Below are 22,504 nucleotides of genomic sequence, written 5' to 3'. Positions count from 1 at the left end.
GGCTGGGCGTGAGAGGCCGTATCAGCTGGTAAGGGTGCGGGTGCACGCGTGCGGATGTGCACTTATCACGGTACGCCGTGTTTGGCGCACCCGTTTCCCGTCAGCCCTCGCCCTCGCCCCGCCCGGACACCTCCTCGGCAGCCTTCGCCGCCGCGCTGCCCGGACGCTTCCGCGCCACCCAACCCTCGATATTCCGCTGCTGGCCACGGGCCACGGCCAGCGAACCGGGCGGCACATCCTTCGTGATCACGGAGCCGGCAGCGGTGTAAGCGCCGTCCCCGACCGTGACAGGAGCCACAAACATGTTGTCCGAACCCGTCCGGCAATGCGACCCGACCGTGGTGTGGTGCTTGTCCTGACCGTCGTAGTTCACGAACACACTCGCCGCCCCGATGTTCGTGTACTCACCGATCGTCGCATCACCGACGTACGACAGATGAGGCACCTTCGTGCCCTCACCGATCTTCGCGTTCTTCGTCTCGACGTACGTCCCGATCTTGCCCTGCGCACCCAGACGCGTACCAGGACGCAGATAGGCGTACGGCCCCACCGACGCCCCGGCACCCACCACGGCCCCCTCGGACACCGTGTTGTCCACCCGCGCCCCCGCACCGACCTTCGTGTCCCGCAGCCGGCTGTTCGGCCCCACCTCGGCGCCCTCACCCACCCGCGTCGACCCCGTCAGCAGCGTGTTCGGATGCACCACCGCATCCCGCTCGAACGACACCGTCACATCCACCCACGTCGACGCCGGATCGACGACCGTGACCCCCTCCAGCATCGCCGCCGTCAGCAGCCGGTCGTTCAGGATCCGGCGCGCCTCGGCCAGCTGCACCCGGTTGTTGATCCCGGCGATCTCCCGGTGGTCACCGGCCACCGACGCACCCACCCGGTGTCCCGCCTCCCGCAGAATCCCGAGCACGTCCGTCAGGTACTCCTCGCCCTGACTGTTGTCCGTCCGCACCCGCTTCAGCGCCTCCGCCAGCAGCCGGCCGTCGAACGCGAACACACCGCTGTTGATCTCCCGGATCGACCGCTGCGCATCGGACGCGTCCTTGTGCTCCACGATCGCGGTCACGGCACCCGACGCCTCGTCCCGCACGATCCGGCCGTAACCGGTCGCGTCCGGAACCTCGGCCGTCAGCACCGTCACCGCGTTGCCGTCGGCGGCATGGGTGCCCGCGAGCTGCTTCAGCGTCTCGGCGGTCAGCAGCGGGGTGTCACCGCAGACGACCACGACGGTCCCCTCCACGGCGCCGCCCAGCTCCTCCAGACCCATCCGCACCGCGTGCCCGGTCCCCTTCTGCTGCGCCTGTACGGCGGTCCGGGTCTCCGGGTCGATCTCGGCGAGGTGCGCGGTGACCTGCTCACGGGCGTGGCCCACGACCACGACCAGGCTCTGCGGGTCCAACTCACGGGCGGCGGCCAGCACATGACCGACGAGGGAACGGCCGCAGATCTCGTGCAGGACCTTGGGTGTCGCCGACTTCATACGGGTGCCCTCACCCGCTGCGAGAACGACGACGGCTGCCGGGCGGATGGCGCTCACGGGGTTGCCCTTCGGCTGTGGGTGGTGGGGGTGACAGCCGCAGGATACCGGGGGAGGTTTCGGGGGGTATGAGTGCGGGCCCTGACCGTGTAGTCAGGGCCCGTAAGCGAGCAGCTCCCCCATCAGGATTCGAACCTGAACTTAAGGGACCAAAACCCTCAGTGCTGCCTGATTACACCATGGGGGATTAAACTCGATCAAACCGGACATTCAGTCGGGTTGCCGAGTCGGCACGCAACACTATGCCGTACCCGGAGCCTTCGATGCGACGGTACAAGTCGGCGCCTTTCGGGACTTTGATCACTAGGCACCTTCGCGGTTCCTCGAAGTCTGCGTATTTGCCGGGTGCATGTGTCATACGCATACCGTCCGGGCGGAATGCCGTGTTCCGGGATCGAACGGGAAGGGTTCGCCAGTTCGATGGACAGTGGCTGATTTCGAGGTCGTTCGGTCACCGGGTGTGGTGTGTGGAGGTCGGCGAAAGTCACCGGAAAAGGCATGGGGGCCGCCCGTAGGCTGGAGGCATGACCACGACGGGGGAAGAGCATGCCAGGGGCCTGACCGGCCCGTGGTGGTGGGACAGGTGGCGCAGTGCGGTGTTCGACGGGTGTCTCGCGCTGGCGTCCGCCGTGGAGTGCGGTGCTGAGGGGATCCCGTTCGCCCGGGACGCGGGGATCCCGGTGTGGGTCGGGATCGTGTTCGGGGTGGTGGCCGGCTCGGTGCTGCTCGTGCGGCGGAAGTGGCCGATCGCCGTGGTGCTCGTCGCCATCGCGATCACGCCCGCCGAGATGGGGTTCCTGCTGGGCGTCGTCGGCCTGTACACGCTGGCGGCCTGCGAGCTGCCGCGGCGGGTGATCGGTGCGCTGGCGGGGATGTCGCTGCTGGGGACGGCGGTGGTGACGTTCGTGCGGGTGCGGCAGGACATGGCGCGGGGCGATCTGACGCTCGGTGACTGGTTCGTGCCGTTCGCGGCGGTGACGACGGCGCTCGGGCTGACGGCTCCGCCGGTGCTGCTGGGGTTGTACGTCGGGGCGAGGCGTCGGTTGATGGAGAGCTTGCGGGAGCGGGCGGATTCGCTGGAGCGGGAGCTTCAGTTGCTCGCGGAGCGGGCGGAGGAGCGGGCCGAGTGGGCGCGTAACGAGGAGCGGACGCGGATCGCCCGGGAGATGCATGACGTGGTGGCTCACCGGGTGAGCCTCATGGTGGTGCATGCGGCGGCGTTGCAGGCGGTGGCGCGGAAGGACCCGGAGAAGGCGGTCAGGAACGCTGCTCTGGTGGGGGACATGGGGCGGCAGGCGTTGACCGAGTTGCGGGAGATGCTCGGGGTGCTGCGGGCGGGGGAGGACGTGGGCCGGCGTGCGGCGGGGGTGCCGTTGGCGGCGGTGCGGGAGGCGGCCGCGGCCGCGGCGTCGCGGGTCGCGGTGGAGGACGGGCCGTGGCTGGGGGAGCTGGAGGAGTTGATCGGGCAGTCGGCGGCGGCGGGGATGGTCGTGGATCTGTCGGTGGAGGGGGAGGTGCGGTCGTATGCGGCGGAGGTGGAGCAGACGGCGTACCGGGTGGTGCAGGAGGCGTTGACGAACGTGCACAAGCATGCGGCGGGGGCGAAGACGCATGTGCGGCTGGCGCATCGGCTGTCGGAGATCGCGATGCAGGTGGAGAACGAGTCGCCGCCGGAGCCGGGGTCGGCGTCGGCGGCGGGGTTGCCGTCGGGTGGGAACGGCCTGCTGGGGATGCGGGAGCGGGTCGTGGCGTTGGGTGGGGTGTTCGTGTCGGGGCCGACGGATGCGGGGGGTTTCCGGGTGTCGGCGGTGATTCCGGCGGTGTAGTGGCCCTGTGCCGGGGTGGTGGGGTCAGCCCGCGGTGAGGCGTGCGGGCTGTATGCCGGTGACGAGGGTGGTGAGGGCGTGGTCGATGTCGGGGCCGGCGTACCAGTCGCCGGTGTGGTCGATGGTGTAGACGCGGCCTTCAGCGTCGATGGCGAGGAGGGCGGCGGTGTCGGTCTCCTCGCCGAGGGGGCTGAGTTCGGTGCCGAGGGCGCGGCCGAGGTCGCCGAGGGTGCGGGCGTGGTGGAGTCCGTGGAGCGGGTCGAGGTGGAGGGCGGCGGGGGCGACCTGGCGGCCGGTGCCGGCGGGGGTGATGTGGAGGCCGCCGAATTCGGCCCAGGCCTCGACGGCGGCAGGGAAGACGGCGTGCCGGTGTCCGGCGGGTGAGGTGTGGTCGCGGAGGGTGTCCGCCCAGATCTCGGCTTGTTTTATGTCCCAGCGTCCGGGTTGCCAGCCGGCGGCGCGGAGGGCGGCGTCGACGGGGACGGGGAAGCGGGTGGTGGTGCGGTCGGGGTGCATCTGCCCTTCGTTCGTCGTGCCGGCGGTGTGGTGCGGGTGGTACTGGGGTTGACGGTGGTTCTCAGCCGTCGGTTGCCGTCGGGTCGACGATGCGGACGCCGAAGTGGGCGGTGAGGGCGGTGCAGGCGCGGCAGGGGGTGGCGAAGCTGCCGTGGAGGGGGTCGCCGTCCTCGCGTATGCGGCGGGCGGTGAGTTTGGCCTGCTTGAGCGCTTTGCGTGCTTCGCCGTTGGTCATGGGCCTGCGGCCGGCGCGTTTGCTGCGGGCGCTGTCGGCGGCGGTGATGTGGCGGGAGATGAGGATGGTCTCGGCGCAGCGGCCGGTGAAGCGGTCGCGTTGGGCGCTGGTGAGGGTGTCGAGGAAGTCCTGGACGAGGGGGTGGAGGGTGGGGGGCCGGTCGCCGCGGGCGGCGGTGCCCGTGAGGGTGGCGCCGCGTACGGAGAGGGCGGCGGCGATGGTGGGCAGGATGCCGTCGCGGCGGTGCCGGAGGGTGGGGGCGGTGGGTGTGTCGGTGCCGCTCCAGCCGATGCGGGGGTCGCCGGCCCGCACGTCGGCGCCTCCGGTCTGCAAGGCGTTCATGATCGTTTTCCCTCCCCGGGCGTCCCCTCGAAGGACACAGGGTGCCAAATGCCGTGGCTGGTGCGGAAGCTGGGGCGGCGCGACACGCCCGGGCGAGTGTGGGTGATCACGGTGGGCTGACGGCTGGTCACGGAAGTGGAGGGGTGGTGTCCGCGGGGTTGCGGTGGGCCGGTGACCGGGGTGCGTGTACCGCATAGGCTGTCGGCGTTCGCGATCGACACCGCCGTTCAGGCCAGAGATGACGCCGCAGGGGGCAACCGCCATGACGACAGGTCGGCTCGGGCTGGGGGCGCCGCCCAGCCGCCAGGCTGGGGGACAAGCCGCGCCGCCGAACGCGGCCTACGCCGGGCAGGTCGTGCACTTCCCGGATCCGGTCCGTGCGGCTCGTCACCCGAGAGGGGTACGGGTCGATGAGCATGGTTACCCGGATTTCTCGTCGTACGCGCGCGTGGCGGTGGAGATCGCCGAGCCGCCGGAGGGGTTCGGGGTCGACGAGCTGCGGCTGACGGACTACGTGTCGGCGAACGCGGCGCTGGCGGCGGCGGAGCACGAGCTGTGGGACACGGTGCCGGATGTGGCGACGCCGCACGGCTGGACGTGGCATCACGTGGTGGGGACGCGGCGGCTGGAGCTGGTTCCGGTCGAGGTGAAGGCGTTGCTGCGGCATCACGGTGGGGTGGCCACGACCCGGGTGGACCATGGCAAGCGGGGGACGCGGCCGTTGCAGGAGACGCGGCCGGCGCATTTCGGGCTGCCGAAGTCGGGTGTGGCGGTGTCGGAGGCGCAGGTGCAGGGCGTCGAGGAGGATCTGGGGTACCGGCTTCCGGGGGCGTACCGCTCGTTCCTGAAGGCGGCGGGCGGCTGTGCGCCCGTGGGTACGGCGCTGGATGCCGAGCTGGGGCTGCTGGTGGACCAGCCGTTCTTCACGGTGCGGGACGAGGCGGCGGTCAATGACCTGGTGTACGTGAACAAGTGTCTGCGCGACCACCTGACGAAGGATTACCTGGGTGTCGTGTTCGTGCAGGGCGGGCTGCTCGCGGTGAAGGTGAAGGGCGAGCGGGTCGGTTCGGTGTGGTTCTGCGCGTACGACGATGTGCGGGACGCGGATCCGTCGTGGTCGGCGGCGGAGCGGGTGGAGCGGTTGCTGCTGCCGTGCGGTGACGACTTCGACGCCTTCCTGTCCCGGCTGGCGGGCAGTCCGCCGGAGTTGGAGACGGTGGCGAATCTGATGGTGGACGGCGGTTTCGCGCGTGTCGTCCCGGTGTCTTCCGGTTCGGCGTCTTCCGGCCCGGTGGGGGAGTGAGCTTCAGGCGATGGTGACGTACGCGCAGGCGCAGGAGCGCGCCGAGGAGTGGATCAACGGTGACGTGCCCGCGTACCAGCATCGTGAGGTGCGGGTGCGGGAGTTCGAGCTGGGTTTCGTCGTGTGGGGCGAGGACCGGGCGGAGGGGCCGCGGTCGGACGCGGGTGCGCAGCGGCTGGTGATCGCCCGGGACAGCGGTGAGGCGACGCTGTGGCCGGGGCTGCCGGTGGGTGAGGTGATCCGCCGGTACGAGGAGGAGTACGGCCGTGCGGAGGGGCCGCAGGACGCGGTTCCGTCGCCTGCGGCGGCTCGGGTGGACCTGAATCAGACGTCGTTCCTGCTGACTCCTCCGGAGTGGTTGCAGGAGGCGGCGGACAAGCTGGGTATCGGTGAGCGGGCGGGTTCGGCGGCGGCTTCGGGGGCGGATGCCCCGGAGGCCGGTGCCGGTGCCGGTTCCGCGCCCTTCGGGGGCGGGTTGGCGCAGACGCAGGCCGGGACGCCTGTTCCCGCGGACGTGCCCGCGCCTGCTCCTCCGGTGGATGTGCCCGCGCCTGCCCCGGTGGACGTGCCCGTGGGCGCGACGCCCTGGGCCGGTACCGACACGAACGCGGAGGCCGGCGGGGAGGACCGTTCCGTGCCGCTGCCGGCGACGGTGTTCGCGCCGCCGTTGAGCGACTCGGGCGACGACGTCCCGCGGCCGCCGGCGGCCGCGCCGGACGCGAAGACGGCGCTGATCTCGGGGGGCAGTCAGCTCCCGCCGACGGCGGTCGCACCGGCGCTCGACCCGTCGAACGCGCCGGGCGCGCCCGTCCCGCAGGGGAGCACGCCTCCGCCGCCCGCGGGCGCCCCGTCGTACGGCTACCCGGCCGCGCCCGGGACTCCGCCCGTGCCGGGGACTCCGCAGGGCGGCACGCCGGCGCCGCCGCCTCCGGGTGCCTCGTCGTACGGCTCTCCGCAGGGGCCGGGCGCCGCGGGGTACGGCTATCCGCAGGCTCCGGGCGGTGTGCCGGGCGCGCCGCAGCCGCCGGGCGGTCCCGACACCTCCGGGCGGCGGCTCGCGCCGAACGCCGGGGACATCGCGGACGCCGCGACGAGCAAGGCGGCGCCGCCGCCGAAGAAGGGGCGCGGTGGCGTGGGCGCGCCGCCTCCGCCTCCGGGTGCCCCGGGCATGCCGGCTGGGCGTCCGGGGAGTGCGCCTCCGCCGCCCGCGCCGGGTGCGCCGGGTGCGCCCGCGGGCGGGTACGTGCCGACGCAGCTGGTGTCGTCGCTCGGGCCTGACGGGCCTGAGGTTCCGGGTGTTCCGGGGGCGCCGGGGACTCCGGGTGCGCCGATCCCGCCCGCCGCGCCGCCCGCCGCTCCGGGTGCTACGCCGCCGGGCCACGTGCACCATGCCGCGACGGTGCTGGCCGACCCCAGCCGGATGGGCGGTGGCGTGCCACAGGCTCCGGGTATGCCGGGGGCCCCCGGTGCTTCGGGTGTTCCTGCCGCTCCGGGTGTTCCCGGTGTTCCGGGTGTTCCGGGTGTTCCGGGTGCGCAGGTCCCGCCGAGCGCGCCGGGCATGCCCCACCCGCCCGGCCCTCCCGTGGCCCCGGGTGCCCCGCCCGTTCCCCTCGCCCCCGGCGCCCCGCAGCCTCCGGGAGCCCCTGGCGCTCCAGGCGTGCCCGACGCGTCCGGTGCCCCCGGTGGTGGGCGTGGTGCGGTGCATCACGCGGAGACCGTGCTGGCCGCGCCCCCGGTGGCCGGGCCGGGCGCGCCTCCGCCCCCGCCGCCGCCCGCCCCGGGTGCCCTCGGCATGCCGGGTGCCCCCGGCATGGCCCCCGGTGCGCCGCAGCCGATGCCGCCCGGTGCTCCCGGAGCCCCGCAGCCGATGCCGCCCGGCGCAGTGCCTCCGGGCGCGATGCCGCCGCCCGGTGGGCCCGTGCCCGGGCAGCCGCCGGCGTACGGGTATCCGCAGCAGGCGCAGCCGACGGTCGGCCCCGGATATCAGGCCGTGCTGCGCTATCGCGCGCAGGACGGTTCGGAGCAGCAGCTGATCCGGCGTTCGGCGCCGGGCACGCCGCACCCGGAGTGGCAGATCTTCCACGAGCTGCGGTCGATGAACGTGCCGCCGGATCAGGTGCTGGAGCTGCACACGGAGTTGGAGTCGTGCGAGCTGCCGGGTGCCTACTGCGCGCGGATGATCCGGGAGCAGTGGCCGCAGGCGCGGATCGCGAGCATCGCGCCGTACGGCACGGACCATGCGAGCCGGCAGCAGGGCATGCAGCAGTTGCTGGCGCACCAGGGTGAGCTGCACCAGGTGGCGGACGGTCCCGCGCGGCCGGCGCCGGTGCGGGCGCCGCTGCCGCCGGTGCAGGCGGCGCCGCCGGTCCCGCCGGAGGCGATCGCGCAGGAGCTGGCGGCGGCGTTCGGGCCGGGGGTCTTCCGGTTCGAGCAGCAGGCGGTGTCGCGGCAGGGTGTGCCGCCGGTCGTGGCGCACACGCTGGTGGTGGCCGGGCTTCCGGTGGACATGGGGCCGTTCTTCTGGGCGCAGGCCCAGCCGGGGCGTCCGGTGCCGACGCTGGCGGAGCTGGCGGCCGAGCGCGGGGTGCAGCCGGCGGCGGACGCGGGCTCGTACCTGGTGATGGGCTCCGACTTCGGCAGGGCGCTCTGTGTGCAGTACGGGACGGCGAACATCGTGGCCGTGCCGGTGGAGGCGGGGCCGGGCGGGGCTCCGGTGCCGCCGCAGTTCGTGAACACGGGGCTTCCGGAGTTCGCGCGCTGCCTGGCGCTGCTGGGCCGGATGTGGCGCCTGAGGTACGGGCTGAACCAGGAGCAGGCGGGCCGCTGGACCGTCGACTTCCAGGCGCAGCTGGCCGCGCTGGACCCGGCCGCGCTCGGTTCGCCGGAGAGCTGGTGGTCGGTGCTGCTGGAGCAGATGTGGGACGGGCTGCTGTAGGGCGGTCCGGTCCGGTGCGCGTCCATCGTGCCCTTCACGCGCGTGCGTGAAGGGCACGACGCGTTTTCAGGGGGAGGGGGCGTCCGTTCGCCGCAGAGGCGTCACCCGGGGGATCACCCATGTGGCAGAGGCGCCGGAGGCTGCCCGCGCCGCCACACCGATCGCGAAGTGCGATGTTTCGACCGTGACGTGACAGCGGAGTGTCGCGTTATGAGCGGTTACGTCCGATCCATCAAGATGTGCGCGAAATCATCCTGTCGTGTAGGTCCGGTGGAGAGGGGTTCCCAGGGTGAGCAGCGCATCGATGCCGCCGCACGGCTTCGTGACGGTCCGGGGGCGCGGCTACCGCCCCGGTCAGGTCGACGCCTCCCTGGAGGCGCTGTCGCGGGACAGGGACGCCGCGTGGGAGCGGGCCGCCCGGCTGACGGTGCTCGCCAAGGAGATGGAGGCCGAGGTCGTACGGCTGCGCGAGACCGTCGCCCGGCTCGCGCCGCAGGAGTACGAGACCCTCGGGGACCGCGCGCGGCGCATCTTCCAGCTCGTGGTGCAGGAGGCGGCGGACCTCACCGAGGGCACGCGGCGCGCGGCGCACGAGCAGGTCGCGCAGGCCGAGGAGTACGCCGAGCACCTGCTGCGGACGACCCGGGAGGCTGCGGACGCGCTCCGCGCGGAAGCCGACGAACGCGCCCGCCAGCTGCTCCTCGCCGCCCGCGCGCAGGCCGACGACCTCCGCATCGGCGCCCGGCGCGACGTGAAGGAGGGGCGCGGAGAGGCGCTCGGCGCGCTGCGCGAGGTACGGCAGCGCACCACCGGCATGCTCGCGGAGCAGTCCCGCGAGCACACCGAACGCTGGGCCGCGGCCGAGCGCGAGGAGACCGAGGCGCTGGCCGCCTCGGACGCCGGCTACGCCGAGCGGACGCGCCGGGCCGAGGCCGCCCTCGCGGACGCCGAGCGGGCCCTGGAGACGGCCGGGGAGTCCGCCCGCCGCTGCGAGGAAGAGGCGCACGCGCGTGCCGCCGACCTCGTCGCCGACGCGCGCGTGCGCGCGGAGTGCATCGCCCAGGAGACCGAGCGGGTGCTGTGCGAGCACAGTGAGACCTGGGAGGACGTCCAGACCCACATGGACTCCGTGCGCGACAGCCTCATCTCGCTGACGGGCAGGGCGGCCGTGGAGTAGCGGCCGTGCGGCCCGCGCGGGGCGTCATTTGCGCACCGCGCCCGCCAGGATCCATCCCTCCACCGCCTCGTACTGGCGCCGCTGCTGCTCCGCCTTCGCCCGGCCCGACACCACCGTGCCCAGCCAGCCGAAGAAGAAGCCGGCCGGGATGGACACGATCCCGGTGGTGGTGAACGGGAACCAGTTGAAGTCGGCGTCCGGGAACGCCGAGACCGGCGAGCCGGAGACGAGGTTGGTGCCCGGCATGAGCAGCAGCACGGTCAGCGTGCCGCCGATCAGCGTGGCCAGCAGCCCGCCGCGGGTGTAGCGGCGCCAGAAGAGGCCGTAGACCAGGGCGGGCGCGAGCGCGGAGGCACCCACGCAGAAGGAGAGCGTCACCAGCGGCTGCAGGCTGTGGTGCTGCACCAGGGTGGCCAGCAGGATCGTCGGGGCGCCTATGGCGAGCGCCGAGAGGCGGGCCAGGGCCATCTCGCGGAGGGCCGGCATCTCCTGCACGCGGGCCGCGAACACGTCGTGGGCCAGGGAGTTGGCGCAGGCGAGGATCATCCCGGCCACCGAGGCGAGCAGGGTCAGGAAGATCGCGGTGGTGACCATGGTGAACAGGAAGGTCTCCGCCGTCGACACGTCGGTGCCGAACACGGCCCGGGAGCCCAGCAGATAGGCGGTGTTGCCCTGCGGGTCGGCGGCGGCGATCACCGTACGGCCGACCAGGGCCGTGGCGCCGAACCCCACCACCGTGATGACCAGCACGAACAGGGCGACGATGGACACCGCCCAGGACATCGAGCGGCGCACCTGGCGGGCGCTGGAGGCGGTGTAGGTGCGCATGGTGATGTGCGGCAGGCAGGCGCCGCCGATCACGACGGTCAGCTCGGAGGCGACCATGTCGAGGCGGGACCTGCCGGAGGTGCCGAACTGCAGCCCGGAGTGCAGGAAGGCGGGCCCGGCCCCGCTGCCCCGCGAGGCGGCGGTGAACAGGGCGCCCGGGTCCCAGTCGAAGCGGTGCAGGATCAGCACGGCGACCACGGCGCCGGAGCCGACCAGCATCACGATCTTCAGGATCTGGATGAGCGCGGTGCCCTTCATGCCGCCGATGGCCGCGTAGGCGATCATCAGGGCGCCGACTCCGACGACGCAGCCGGTCTTCAGCGACTCGTTGGTGAAGCCCAGGATGAACGCCATCAGCTGCCCGGTGCCGGCCAGCTGGACCAGCATCAGCGGCAGCAGCGCGGCGATCGTGACGACGCAGGTGGTGATGCGCACGCAGCGGCCGGGCAGCCGCCGGGCGAGGGCGTCGCCCATGGTGAACCGGCCCGCATTGCGCAGCGGTTCGGCCAGCAGGAACATCAGCAGCATCAGGGACAGCGCCGTGCTGAGGGCGAGGACGATCCCGTCGTAGCCGCACAGGGCGATCACTCCGCCGGTGCCGAGGACGGTGGCCGCGGAGATGTAGTCGCCGGCGATGGCCAGGCCGTTGCGCAGCGGGGACAGGGAGCCGTAGCCGGTGTAGAACTCGTCGAGGTCGTCGCGGTCGGGGCCGGTCATCACGCACAGCAGCAGCGTCACCGTGGCGACGGTGGAGAACGCGACCAGGGACATGGCCTCGGCCGAGCCGCTGAAGCCGGTGAAGGCGGGCACGGCGGGGGATCCTGCGGCGCCGGTCATCGCATCGCTCCTCGGCGTGCGTCCAGTTCGGCCTGCTTGCGGATGCGGTGCGCGAGCGGGTCGACGTGCCGGCGCGCGGTGTGCTCGTACAGGGCGATCGCCAGCCAGGTGACGGGGAGTTGGAGCAGGGCGAGCAGCAGGCCCGCGGGGATGCCGTCGGCGACCGTGCGGGTCATGAAGTCGGGCGCGGCGGCGGACAGGACCAGGAAGAGCGTGAAGTAGCCGAGCGCGGTGAGCGTGGCGGTGCGCCGCTGCCAGCGGTAGGCGCTGCGCAGCACGCGCAGGTCGCTGTGGTGGCCGACGGGCTCGCGGGACGGCCGGTGGCCGGTGCGGGGCGGCTCGGGGGGTGCGGGCTGCCAGGGGTAGGTGAGGGACGGCGGGTGCGGCGGATCGTAGGCCGGGCGCGGTGCGAACGACCGGTGCGGCGGGCCGTAGTCCGGATGTGGTTCGTACGACGGGTGCGGTGTGTCGTAGGACATCCCGGGGCTCCTTGCATGGCTCGGGTCCGTGGCGGCGGACCGCAGGGAGGTGGGGAGCGGAGCCACGCACGCTACTCGCGAGCTGCGGTTCGCGTGGTGTTTTCACCGAACTGGCCGGTCGGTATGCGCTTACCGTGCGGGAGGCGTGCCCCCGTGGTGCCGGCGGCGTCGGGCGGCGGCTATTCGCCGAGCACCGGGAACCGGCGGGGCGCCACCAGCAGCAGCACCAGGAATGCCAGCGCCGCCGCGCCGGCCGCGCCGAGGTACACCGCGTGCACCGCGTCCGCGATCGCGTGCCGGGTCGCCTCCGGGGCCCGGCCGGCGTCCAACGCGCGCGTGACGGAGTCCAGATCGCCCGCCCCGCCCAGCCGGGCGGCCAGGACGCCGTTGGCGACGGCGCCGAACAGCGACGCGCCGAGGGTCTGGCCGGTCTGCCTGCAGAAGAGGACGGACGCGGTCGTGGTGCCGCGCTCCGACCAGCCCACCGTCGACTGCACCCCGATGATCAGCGGCAGCTGGAACAGGCCGAGTGCCCCGCCCAGCGCCAGCATCAGCAGCATCGGCTGCCACCAGGAGCCGGGGTACGGCAGGAACGGAAAGGCCAGCAGGATCAGGGCCCCCGCCCCGATGCCGATCAGCGCGGTGTCCCGGAAGCCGATGCGCCGGTAGACGTGCTGGCTGAGCGCCGCCGATCCCGACCAGGTCAGCGTCCACACGCACAGCACCAGCCCGGCGGCCGCCGGCGCCAGCCCGAGCACCGACTGCGCATACGTCGGCAGGAACACGCTCGGCGCCACCATCAGCAGCCCCAGTGCGCCGAGCGCCAGATTGACGGCCGCGTTCGTCCGGCGCCGCCACACCCACCCCGGGATGATCGGCTCCGCGGCCCGCGACTCCACCCGCACCACGACAGCGGCCAGCGCCAGTCCGGCACCGAACAGGGCCAGCGACGGCGCCGACAGCCACGGCCAGGCCACCCCGCCCTGCACCAGCGCGGTCAGCAGCACCCCGCCGCACGCGAACACCGCGAGCGCGCCGGCCCAGTCCACGCGCGCGCGTGCCGCCTTCTCCCGCTCGGGCTCGTGCAGATGACGGACGACCAGCCACAGGGCGGCGGCACCGATCGGCAGGTTGACCAGGAAGATCCAGCGCCAGTCGGCGTACGCGGCGAGCACCCCGCCGAGCCCCGGACCGGCCACCGCCGACACCGCCCACACCGTGGACAGCCTGGCCTGGATCTTCGGGCGCTCCGAGAGCGGATACAGATCCGCGGCCAGCGTCTGCACCGTCCCCTGCAGCGCCCCGCCGCCGAGGCCCTGCACGATCCGGAACGCGATCAGCGCGCCCATGTTCCAGGCCGCCGCGCACAGCAGCGAGCCCAGCAGGAACACGCACGCGCCCACCACCAGCACCGGCTTGCGGCCGAAGGTGTCGGACAGCTTGCCGTAGACGGGGAGCGTGACCGTGACGGCGAGCAGATAGCCGGAGAACAGCCAGGAGAAGACGGAGAACCCGCCGAGATCGCCCACGATCTGCGGTACGGCGGTGGAGACGACGGTGGCGTCGAGCGCCGCCAGCGCCATGGTGAGCATCAGGGCGGCGACGACCGCGCCCCGCCGGCGGGTTCCGGGGCCCTGCGCGGTCCCCTCGCGTATCGCGGGTGTCGTACTCCCCACCGGAAAACCCCTCCCCGTCGCCACTGCCGTAAAGCCGCCCGTGCCCCTTGCATGCATGTCCGGTACGACAGCTTCCCACGCGGCACGAGGCTTGCCCCTGACGCGACGGGAGGGTGGAGGCTGACCGCACCCGGGGGTGGAGCCGACCCCGACGGCGGCTCCGCCCCACGGTGGACCTCCCCTAGGGGTATCTCCGTACTACGGCTCGGGGAGGGTTCGTCCCGGCGGAGGACGAGCCGGGCCGGGCGCGGTCCTTAACCTGGCTTTACGCCGCAGGGGGGCGGCTGCCGGAACCGGCGGGGTGGGGTTTTCCCCCCGGAAAGAGGGGGCTCCGCACCAGCGCGCGGCACCCCCGCCGGCCGCGAGACTCATCGACGTACCCAGGACGACACCCCGGCACACCGGGGCACCATCCACGACTTGCCGACCGACATAGGAGACATACCGTGACTTCGGCTGTGACCATTCCCAGGCACGGGGGCACTGGAGGGCAGACGGCCGTCGCCGCGCGGGCGCGGCAGGTCGTGAAGGCGTACGGGTCCGGCGAGACCCGTGTCGTCGCCCTCGACCACGTCGACGTGGACATCATGCGCGGGCAGTTCACCGCCATCATGGGACCCTCCGGGTCCGGCAAGTCCACGCTGATGCACTGCCTCGCCGGCCTCGACACCGTGACCGGCGGTCAGATCCACCTGGACGACACCGAGATCACCGGCCTGAAGGACAAGAAGCTCACCCAGCTGCGCCGGGACCGGATCGGCTTCATCTTCCAGGCGTTCAACCTGCTGCCCACGCTGAACGCGATCGAGAACATCACGCTGCCCATGGACATCGCCGGCCGCAAGCCGGACCGGGAGTGGCTGGACCGGGTGGTGGAGACCGTCGGGCTCGCCGGACGCCTCAAGCACCGGCCGACCCAGCTGTCCGGCGGCCAGCAGCAGCGCGTCGCCGTGGCCCGCGCCCTCGCCGCCCGCCCGGAGATCATCTTCGGGGACGAGCCGACCGGAAACCTCGACTCGCGCGCGGGTGCGGAGGTCCTGGGCTTCCTGCGCCGCTCGGTGGACGAACTCGGCCAGACCATCGTGATGGTCACGCACGACCCCGTGGCCGCCTCCTACGCCGACCGCGTGCTCTACCTCGCCGACGGCCGGATCGTCGACGAGATGTACAACCCGACGGCCGATCAGGTCCTGGACCGCATGAAGGACTTCGACGCCCGGGGGCGCACGTCATGACCGTGCTGAAGACCTCGATGCGCAACTTCTTCGCGCACAAGGGCCGGATGGCGCTGTCGGCGATCGCGGTCCTGCTGTCCGTCGCCTTCGTGTGCGGCACCCTCGTGTTCACCGACACGATGAACACCACCTTCGACAAGCTCTTCCAGGCCACGGCCTCGGACGTGACGGTCAGCGCCAAGGGCGCCTCCGACACCGGCCAGACCACCTCCCGCACCGGCAAGCCGCCGGTCATGCCGGCCTCCGTGCTCGGCAAGGTCCGCGGCGCCCAGGGCGTGCGCAAGGCCGAGGGCACGGTCTTCTCCACCTCGGTGACCGTCATCGACGCCAAGAAGGACAAGCTGTCGCCGAGCAGCGGCGCGCCCACCATCGTGGGCAGCTGGAACGGCAACGACGCCCGCACCATGGAGATCACCACCGGTACGGCGCCCAAGGGCCCGGACCAGGTCATGGTCGACGAGGACACCGCCGACAAGCACCACCTGAAGATCGGCTCCGAGATCGGCATGATCTCGGTCGTCGGCACGCACCACGCGCGCGTGTCGGGCATCGCCGCCTTCAAGGTCACCAACCCCGGCGCGGCGATCTTCTACCTGGACACGAAGACCGCCCAGCAGACCCTGATCGGCAGGACCGGCGTCTACACCAACGTCAACGTCACCGCCGCCCACGGCGTGACCGACGCGCGGCTGAAGGAGAACGTCACCACCACCCTCGGCCACGGCTACAAGGTGCAGACCGCCAAGGAGGTCGCCGCCGCCAACCAGAAGGACGTCCAGAGCTTCCTGAACGTCATGAAGTACGCGATGCTCGGCTTCGCCGGGATCGCCTTCCTCGTCGGCATCTTCCTGATCATCAACACCTTCTCCATGCTGGTCGCCCAGCGCACCCGCGAGATCGGCCTGATGCGCGCCATCGGCTCCTCCCGCAAGCAGGTCAACCGGTCCGTGCTCGTCGAGGCGCTGCTGCTCGGCGTCATCGGTTCCGTCCTCGGCGTCGGCGCGGGCGTCGGCATCGCCGTCGGCCTGATGAAGCTCATGGGCCAGATAGGCATGCACCTGTCCACCGACGACCTGACCGTCGCCTGGACGACCCCGGCCGTCGGCCTGGTCCTCGGTGTCGTGGTCACCGTCCTGGCCGCCTACCTGCCCGCCCGCCGCGCCGGCAAGGTCTCCCCGATGGCCGCCCTGCGCGAGGCGGGTGCCCCGGCCGACGCCAGGGCCGGCCTGATCCGGGCCGTCGTCGGCCTGCTCCTCACCGGCGCCGGCGGCTGGAGCCTGTACCTCGCCGCCACCGCCGACAAGGCCAAGACCGGCTCCGGCTGGCTCGGCCTGGGCGTGGTGGCCACCCTGATCGGCTTCGTCGTCATCGGCCCGCTGCTCGCCGCCGCGGTGGTCCGCGTCCTCGGTGCGATCATCCTGCGGGTCTTCGGCCCCGTGGGCCGCATGGCCGAGCGCAACGCGCTGCGCAACCCGCGCCGCACCGGCGCCACCGGCGCCGCCCTGATGATCGGCCTGGCCCTGGTGGCCTGCCTGTCGGTGGTCGGCTCCTCCATGGTCGCCTCCGCGACCGACCAGCTCGACAAGACCGTCGGCACCGACTTCATCATCCAGGGCGACCAGGAGTACAAGATGGTCGACCAGCAGATGGTCAGGAAGATCAAGGAGACGCCCGGCCTGGAGCGGGTCACCGAGTACAAGCTCCTGGACGCCTCCCTGACCACGCCGGACGGCCAGGTCTCCCGGAAGGAGACCGTCAACGCGGCCGACCCGACCTACGTCCAGGACCTGCGCACCAAGACCGTCGCCGGCAGCCTCGCCGACGCCTACAAGCCCGACTCGATGTCCGTCTTCGAGGGCTTCGCCAAGAAGCACGGCATCAAGCTCGGCTCCACGGTCACGGTCGGCTTCGCGCAGGGCAGGACGGCCAGGCTGACGGTCCGCGCCATCACCAGCGACGACGTGGTGGTCGACAAGGGCGCGATGTACGCCTCCATCGCCACCGCCGCGAAGTACGTGCCGGCCGAGGGGATGCCGCAGGACCAGCTGGTCTTCGCCACCGCCAAGGACGGGCGGGAAGCGGCCGCCTACAAGGCGCTGAAGAAGACGGTGGGCGCCGACCCGGCCCTGACCGTGCGCGACCAGACCGACTACAAGAAGGCGCTGAAGGACCAGATCGGCCAGCTGCTGAACATGATCTACGGCCTGCTGGCCCTCGCGATCATCGTCGCGGTGCTGGGCGTCGTGAACACCCTGGCCCTGTCGGTGGTCGAGCGGACCCGGGAGATCGGCCTGATGCGGGCCATCGGCCTCTCCCGCCGCCAGCTGCGCCGCATGATCCGCCTGGAGTCCGTGGTGATCGCCCTGTTCGGCGCCCTGCTCGGCCTCGGCCTCGGCATGGGCTGGGGCGCGACCGCCCAGCAGCTCCTCTCGCTCCAGGGCCTGCACATCCTGGACATCCCCTGGCCGACGATCATCACGGTGTTCATCGCCTCCGCCTTCGTGGGCCTGTTCGCCGCACTGATCCCGGCCTTCCGGGCGGGCCGCATGAACGTCCTGAACGCCATCGCGACGGACTAGCGCCCGCACGGGCCGACGGCCACCGCATACGGGGGTTGCGGGGGAAACCCGGTGCCGGGAGTCCAGGAGGACTTCCCGGCACCGGGTTCTTCGCTGCGGCGGGCCCCGGACCGGCCCCAGCCGTCCACAGGTCCCCGGTCGTCCACGGGCTCCCGATCGTGTCCACAGGTCCCCGGTCGTGTCCACAGGTCCCCGGTCGTCCACGGGCTCCGGGTCGTCCACAGGCTCACAGTTGTCCACAGGCTCCGACACCGGCCCCGGCGGAGTCGTAGGCTGGACACCCCCGGCTGCTCACGCACCGGGCTGCTTGCGTTGCCCACACCCGGACGGAAAGCCCCCTCCATGAGCCTGCACGGTCTGCTCGACGCCGTCGTCAAGGACCCCGCCCTCGCGGAAGCGATCACGGCGGCCGCGGACGGCAACCGCATGCACGTCGACCTCGTCGGCCCCCCGGCGGCCCGCCCCCTCGCGCTGGCCGCCCTGGCCCGCGAGGCCGGCCGCCCGGTGCTCGCGGTCACCGCGACGGGCCGCGAGGCCGAGGACCTGGCCGCCGCCCTGCGCTCCCTGCTGCCCGAAGAGGGCGTCGTCGAGTACCCCTCCTGGGAGACCCTGCCGCACGAGCGGCTCAGCCCGCGCAGCGACACCGTCGGCCGCCGCCTCGCCGTCCTGCGCCGGCTCGCCCACCCGAGCGCCGACGACCCCGAGACCGGCCCGGTCTCCGTCGTCGTCGCCCCCGTACGGTCCGTGCTGCAGCCGCAGGTCAAGGGCCTCGGCGACCTGGAGCCGGTGGCCCTGAGAACCGGCCGCACCGCCGACCTGAACGACGTCGTGGAAGCGCTCGCGGCAGCGGCGTACGCGCGCGTGGAGCTCGTCGAGAAGCGCGGCGAGTTCGCCGTGCGCGGCGGCATCCTGGACGTCTTCCCGCCCACCGAGGAACACCCCCTGCGCATCGAGTTCTGGGGCGACGACATCGAGGAGATCCGCTACTTCAAGGTCGCCGACCAGCGCTCCCTCGAGGTCGCCGAGCACGGCCTGTGGGCACCGCCGTGCCGCGAGCTGCTGCTGACGGACGACGTACGCGCCCGCGCGCGTGCCCTCGCCGAGCAACACCCCGAGCTGGGCGAACTCCTGAACAAGCTCGCCGAGGGCATCGCGGTGGAGGGCATGGAGTCCCTCGCCCCGGTCCTGGTCGACGACATGGAGCTGCTCCTCGACGTGCTGCCCAAGGGCGCGATGACCGTCGTCTGCGACCCGGAGCGGGTCCGCACCCGCGCCGCCGACCTCGTCGCCACCAGCCAGGAGTTCCTCCAGGCGTCCTGGGCGGCCACCGCCGGCGGCGGCGAGGCCCCGATCGACGTCGGCGCCGCCTCCCTGTGGTCCATCGCCGACGTCCGCGACCGCGCGCGCGAGCTGGACATGATGTGGTGGTCGGTGTCGCCGTTCGCCGCCGACCTCGAACTCGACACGCTCGACGGGGACACCCTCAAGCTCGGCATGCACGCGCCCGAGACCTACCGCGGCGACACCGCGCGGGCCCTCGCCGACACCAAGGGCTGGCTCGCCGACGGCTGGCGCGCGGTGTTCGTCACCGAGGGCCACGGCCCGGCCGCCCGCACCGTCGAGGTGCTCGGCAACGAGGGCATCGCGGCCCGCCTCGACGCCGACCTCGGCGAGCTGAGCCCCTCCGTCGTGCACGTCTCCTGCGGCTGCATCGAGTATGGCTTCGTCGACCCGGCGCTCAAGCTGGCCGTGCTCACCGAGACCGACCTCTCCGGCCAGCGCACCGCGACCCGCGACGGCGCCCGGATGCCGGCCCGCCGCCGCAAGACCATCGACCCGCTCACCCTGGAGCCGGGCGACTACATCGTCCACGAGCAGCACGGTGTCGGCCGCTACATCGAGATGGTCCAGCGCACCGTGCAGGGCGCCACCCGCGAGTACCTGGTCGTGGAGTACGCGCCCGCCAAGCGAGGCCAGCCCGGCGACCGGCTGTACATCCCGACCGACCAGCTGGAGCAGATCACCAAGTACGTCGGCGGCGAGGCGCCCACCCTGCACCGCCTGGGCGGCGCCGACTGGACGAAGACCAAGGCACGCGCGAAGAAGGCGGTCAAGGAGATCGCCGCCGACCTGATCAAGCTCTACAGCGCCCGCATGGCCGCCCCCGGTCACGCCTTCGGCTCCGACACACCCTGGCAGCGCGAGCTGGAGGACGCCTTCCCCTACGCGGAGACCCCCGACCAGCTGACCACCATCGCCGAGGTCAAGGAGGACATGGAGAAGTCGGTCCCCATGGACCGCCTGATCTGCGGCGACGTCGGCTACGGCAAGACCGAGATCGCCGTACGGGCCGCCTTCAAGGCCGTACAGGACGGCAAGCAGGTCGCCGTCCTGGTCCCCACGACCCTGCTGGTACAGCAGCACTTCGGGACGTTCTCCGAGCGCTACGGGCAGTTCCCGGTCAACGTGCGGGCGCTCTCCCGCTTCCAGACCGACACCGAGGCCAAGGCCGTCCTGGAGGGCCTGAAGGACGGCGCGGTGGACGTCGTCATCGGCACCCACCGCCTGTTCTCCTCGGAGACCAAGTTCAAGGACCTGGGCCTGGTCATCGTCGACGAGGAGCAGCGCTTCGGCGTCGAACACAAGGAGCAGCTGAAGAAGCTGCGGGCCAACGTCGACGTCCTGACGATGTCCGCCACCCCGATCCCGCGCACCCTCGAAATGGCCGTGACCGGCATCCGCGAGATGTCCACGATCACCACGCCCCCGGAGGAGCGCCACCCCGTGCTCACCTTCGTCGGGCCGTACGAGGAGAAGCAGATCGGCGCCGCCATCCGCCGTGAACTGCTGCGCGAGGGCCAGGTCTTCTACATCCACAACCGCGTCGAGTCCATCGACCGCGCGGCGGCCCGGCTGCGCGAGATCGTCCCCGAGGCGCGCATCGCGACGGCCCACGGCCAGATGTCGGAGTCGGCGCTGGAGCAGGTCGTCGTCGACTTCTGGGAGAAGAAGTTCGACGTGCTCGTGTCGACCACGATCGTCGAGTCCGGCATCGACATCTCCAACGCCAACACGCTGATCGTCGAGCGCGGCGACAACTTCGGCCTGTCCCAGCTGCACCAGCTGCGCGGCCGCGTCGGCCGGGGCCGCGAGCGCGGCTACGCCTACTTCCTGTACCCGCCGGAGAAGCCGCTGACGGAGACCGCGCACGAGCGTCTGGCGACCATCGCCCAGCACACCGAGATGGGCGCGGGCATGTACGTCGCGATGAAGGACCTGGAGATCCGCGGCGCCGGAAACCTGCTCGGCGGCGAGCAGTCCGGCCACATCGCGGGCGTCGGCTTCGACCTGTACGTCCGCATGGTCGGCGAGGCCGTCGCCGACTACCGGCGCCAGCTGGAGACCGGCGAGATCGAGGAGGAGCCGCCGCTCGAGGTCAAGATCGAGCTGCCGGTCGACGCGCACGTCCCGCACGACTACGCGCCCGGTGAGCGGCTGCGCCTCCAGGCCTACCGGGCCATCGCATCCGCCAACTCGGAAGAGGACATCAAGGCCGTCCGCGAGGAGCTCACCGACCGCTACGGCAAGCTGCCCGAGCCGGTGGAGAACCTGCTGCTGGTGGCCGGTCTCCGCATGCTCGCGCGCGCGTGCGGCGTCGGCGAGATCGTCCTTCAGGGCACCAACATCCGCTTCGCGCCGGTGGAGTTGCGCGAGTCGCAGGAACTGCGCGTCAAGCGCCTGTACCCGGGCACGGTCATCAAGCCGGCCGTGCACCAGCTCCTGGTTCCGCGCCCGAAGACCGCGAAGGTCGGCGGCAAGCCGCTGGTCGGCCGCGAACTGCTGGGCTGGGTCGGCGAGTTCCTCGCCTCCATCCTGGGTTCGTAGGGCCGGAGGGGCAGTGCTGCGCGGGGCCGAGGGGTGCGCGGGGCGAAGGGTGCACGGGGTGAAGGGTGAGCGGAGCGAGGGGTGAGCGGGCGCAGTAGTCCGGCCCGCCCGCTCCCCCTGCCGTGCACCGAATGACGCCGCCCGTGCCCGGATTCGCCCCGGAATGTTCGCTTTACGCCCCATCTGCTGGGCCGGGATGGGCGGTTACCGTGGGGGCGGAACGATCCGCCCCTGCGTGAGGGCGGTCCTGGGCGAGCGAGGGGGCGCACCGTGACGCGTCTGAGGGGCGGGGCGGTCACCGCGGTGGCGGTGCTGGTCGCCGTGGCCGGCTGCAAGGCCGAGCAGGACAAGGGGGCCTCCGGGCCCGGCCGGACGGGCGGGAGCGCGGCCCTGTCCGCCGCCGACTCGCTCACCGTCAAGGGGCGCGCGCCGAAGACCGGCTACTCCCGCGCCCGGTTCGGCACCGCCTGGGCGGACACCGACTCCAACTCCTGCGACACCCGCGACGACATCCTCAAACGCGACCTGAAGGACGTGAAGTTCACCGGCGGCACCTGCAAGGTCTCCTACGGCCTGCTGGAGCCCGACCCGTACTCCGGCAAGGAGATCACCTACCGGCGCGGCCGCAGCCAGGTCGACATCGACCACGTCGTCGCCCTCTCCGACGCCTGGCAGAAGGGCGCCAAGTACTGGGACCCGGGCAAGCGGATAGCGCTGGCCAACGACCCCCTCAATCTCATCGCGGTCGACGCGAGCACCAACCGCGGCAAGGGCGACGGCGACACGGCCACCTGGCTGCCGCCCGACAAGTCCTACCGCTGCACCTACGTCGCCGCCCAGGTCGCGGTGAAGAAGAAGTACGGCCTGTGGGTGAGCGCCGCCGAGAAGGCCGCCATGAAGAAGGTCCTCACCGGGTGCCCGAACCAGAAACTCCCCACGGGCGGCAACCCGACCGAGGCCCCGGAGCGCTTCCGGGCGCGGTGAGACCGCTTCGGGCGCGGTGAGACCGCTTCGGGCACGGGGAGACCGCTTCGGTCACGGTGGAACCGCCGGCGGGTGCGGTGCAGCCGCCGGTGAAATCGCTCGCACGGCGGATGCCCGC

The 22,504-nt window shown here is 72.4% G+C and carries 14 protein-coding genes; 8 read left to right on the top strand and 6 right to left on the bottom strand.

Annotation, left to right across the window (positions count from 1 at the left end):
* Nucleotides 1-100: 100 nt before the first annotated feature.
* Nucleotides 101-1,549, bottom strand: a complete 1,449-nt coding sequence (glmU, locus tag AB0N17_RS10410) for a bifunctional UDP-N-acetylglucosamine diphosphorylase/glucosamine-1-phosphate N-acetyltransferase GlmU (RefSeq protein WP_366010770.1) — start codon at nt 1,547-1,549, stop codon at nt 101-103.
* A 524-nt stretch (nt 1,550-2,073) separates the two neighbouring features.
* Here glmU and AB0N17_RS10405 point away from each other — a divergent pair.
* Nucleotides 2,074-3,375 carry a histidine kinase gene (locus AB0N17_RS10405; protein WP_366010769.1) on the top strand — a complete coding sequence of 434 codons (1,302 nt, stop codon included), beginning with the start codon at nt 2,074-2,076 and terminating at the stop codon, nt 3,373-3,375.
* 24 nt (nt 3,376-3,399) lie between these two features.
* On the opposite strand, the gene AB0N17_RS10400 is transcribed toward AB0N17_RS10405, so the two are convergent.
* Complete coding sequence (locus AB0N17_RS10400) at nt 3,400-3,891, bottom strand: SUKH-3 domain-containing protein (RefSeq protein WP_366010768.1); 492 nt, start codon at nt 3,889-3,891, stop codon at nt 3,400-3,402.
* A 61-nt stretch (nt 3,892-3,952) separates the two neighbouring features.
* On the bottom strand, nt 3,953-4,468 hold the full coding sequence (locus AB0N17_RS10395; RefSeq protein WP_366010767.1) for a YwqJ-related putative deaminase: 516 nt from the start codon (nt 4,466-4,468) through the stop codon (nt 3,953-3,955).
* Nucleotides 4,469-4,730: 262 nt separating this feature from the next.
* Between AB0N17_RS10395 and AB0N17_RS10390 the strand changes: the two genes are divergently transcribed.
* From AB0N17_RS10390 to AB0N17_RS10380, 3 genes are all read left to right on the top strand, one after another.
* On the top strand, nt 4,731-5,771 hold the full coding sequence (locus tag AB0N17_RS10390; RefSeq protein ID WP_366010867.1) for an HNH endonuclease: 1,041 nt from the start codon (nt 4,731-4,733) through the stop codon (nt 5,769-5,771).
* Nucleotides 5,772-5,781: 10 nt separating this feature from the next.
* Nucleotides 5,782-8,706 (top strand): SUKH-4 family immunity protein, encoded by a 2,925-nt coding sequence (locus AB0N17_RS10385; protein ID WP_366010766.1) that lies wholly within the window; start codon nt 5,782-5,784, stop codon nt 8,704-8,706.
* Nucleotides 8,707-8,995: 289 nt separating this feature from the next.
* On the top strand, nt 8,996-9,883 hold the full coding sequence (locus tag AB0N17_RS10380; RefSeq protein ID WP_366010765.1) for a cellulose-binding protein: 888 nt from the start codon (nt 8,996-8,998) through the stop codon (nt 9,881-9,883).
* 24 nt (nt 9,884-9,907) lie between these two features.
* Here the strand turns inward: AB0N17_RS10380 and AB0N17_RS10375 are convergent, their stop codons facing one another.
* The 3 genes from AB0N17_RS10375 to AB0N17_RS10365 all read right to left on the bottom strand — a co-directional run bounded on the left by AB0N17_RS10375 (nt 9,908) and on the right by AB0N17_RS10365 (nt 13,703).
* Entirely contained in the window at nt 9,908-11,548 is a 1,641-nt protein-coding gene (locus AB0N17_RS10375; RefSeq protein WP_366010764.1) for a cation acetate symporter, read from the bottom strand.
* Nucleotides 11,545-12,027: a DUF485 domain-containing protein gene (locus tag AB0N17_RS10370; protein WP_366010763.1), complete on the bottom strand. Its 483-nt coding sequence runs from the start codon at nt 12,025-12,027 to the stop codon at nt 11,545-11,547. Before AB0N17_RS10370 ends, AB0N17_RS10375 begins: the two co-directional genes overlap by 4 nt.
* Nucleotides 12,028-12,206: 179 nt before the next feature.
* Nucleotides 12,207-13,703 carry an MFS transporter gene (locus AB0N17_RS10365; RefSeq protein WP_366010762.1) on the bottom strand — a complete coding sequence of 499 codons (1,497 nt, stop codon included), beginning with the start codon at nt 13,701-13,703 and terminating at the stop codon, nt 12,207-12,209.
* Nucleotides 13,704-14,149: 446 nt separating this feature from the next.
* On the opposite strand from AB0N17_RS10365, the gene AB0N17_RS10360 reads away from it, so the two are divergent.
* From AB0N17_RS10360 to AB0N17_RS10345, 4 genes are all read left to right on the top strand, one after another.
* Nucleotides 14,150-14,938: an ABC transporter ATP-binding protein gene (locus AB0N17_RS10360; protein ID WP_366010761.1), complete on the top strand. Its 789-nt coding sequence runs from the start codon at nt 14,150-14,152 to the stop codon at nt 14,936-14,938.
* Complete coding sequence (locus AB0N17_RS10355; protein ID WP_366010760.1) at nt 14,935-17,517, top strand: FtsX-like permease family protein; 2,583 nt, start codon at nt 14,935-14,937, stop codon at nt 17,515-17,517. The genes AB0N17_RS10360 and AB0N17_RS10355 overlap by 4 nt, the downstream gene beginning before the upstream one ends.
* 342 nt (nt 17,518-17,859) lie before the next feature.
* Nucleotides 17,860-21,402 carry a transcription-repair coupling factor gene (mfd, locus tag AB0N17_RS10350; protein ID WP_366010759.1) on the top strand — a complete coding sequence of 1,181 codons (3,543 nt, stop codon included), beginning with the start codon at nt 17,860-17,862 and terminating at the stop codon, nt 21,400-21,402.
* Nucleotides 21,403-21,672: 270 nt separating this feature from the next.
* Nucleotides 21,673-22,386, top strand: coding sequence for an HNH endonuclease family protein (locus tag AB0N17_RS10345; RefSeq protein WP_366010758.1), 714 nt, complete (start codon nt 21,673-21,675; stop codon nt 22,384-22,386).
* Nucleotides 22,387-22,504: the final 118 nt, after the last annotated feature.

This window comes from Streptomyces sp. NPDC051133, from assembly GCF_040682635.1.
Taxonomy (GTDB): domain Bacteria; phylum Actinomycetota; class Actinomycetes; order Streptomycetales; family Streptomycetaceae; genus Streptomyces.
Note: the sequence above shows the minus strand (reverse complement) of the source record. Positions and strands in the feature narration are given on the sequence as shown.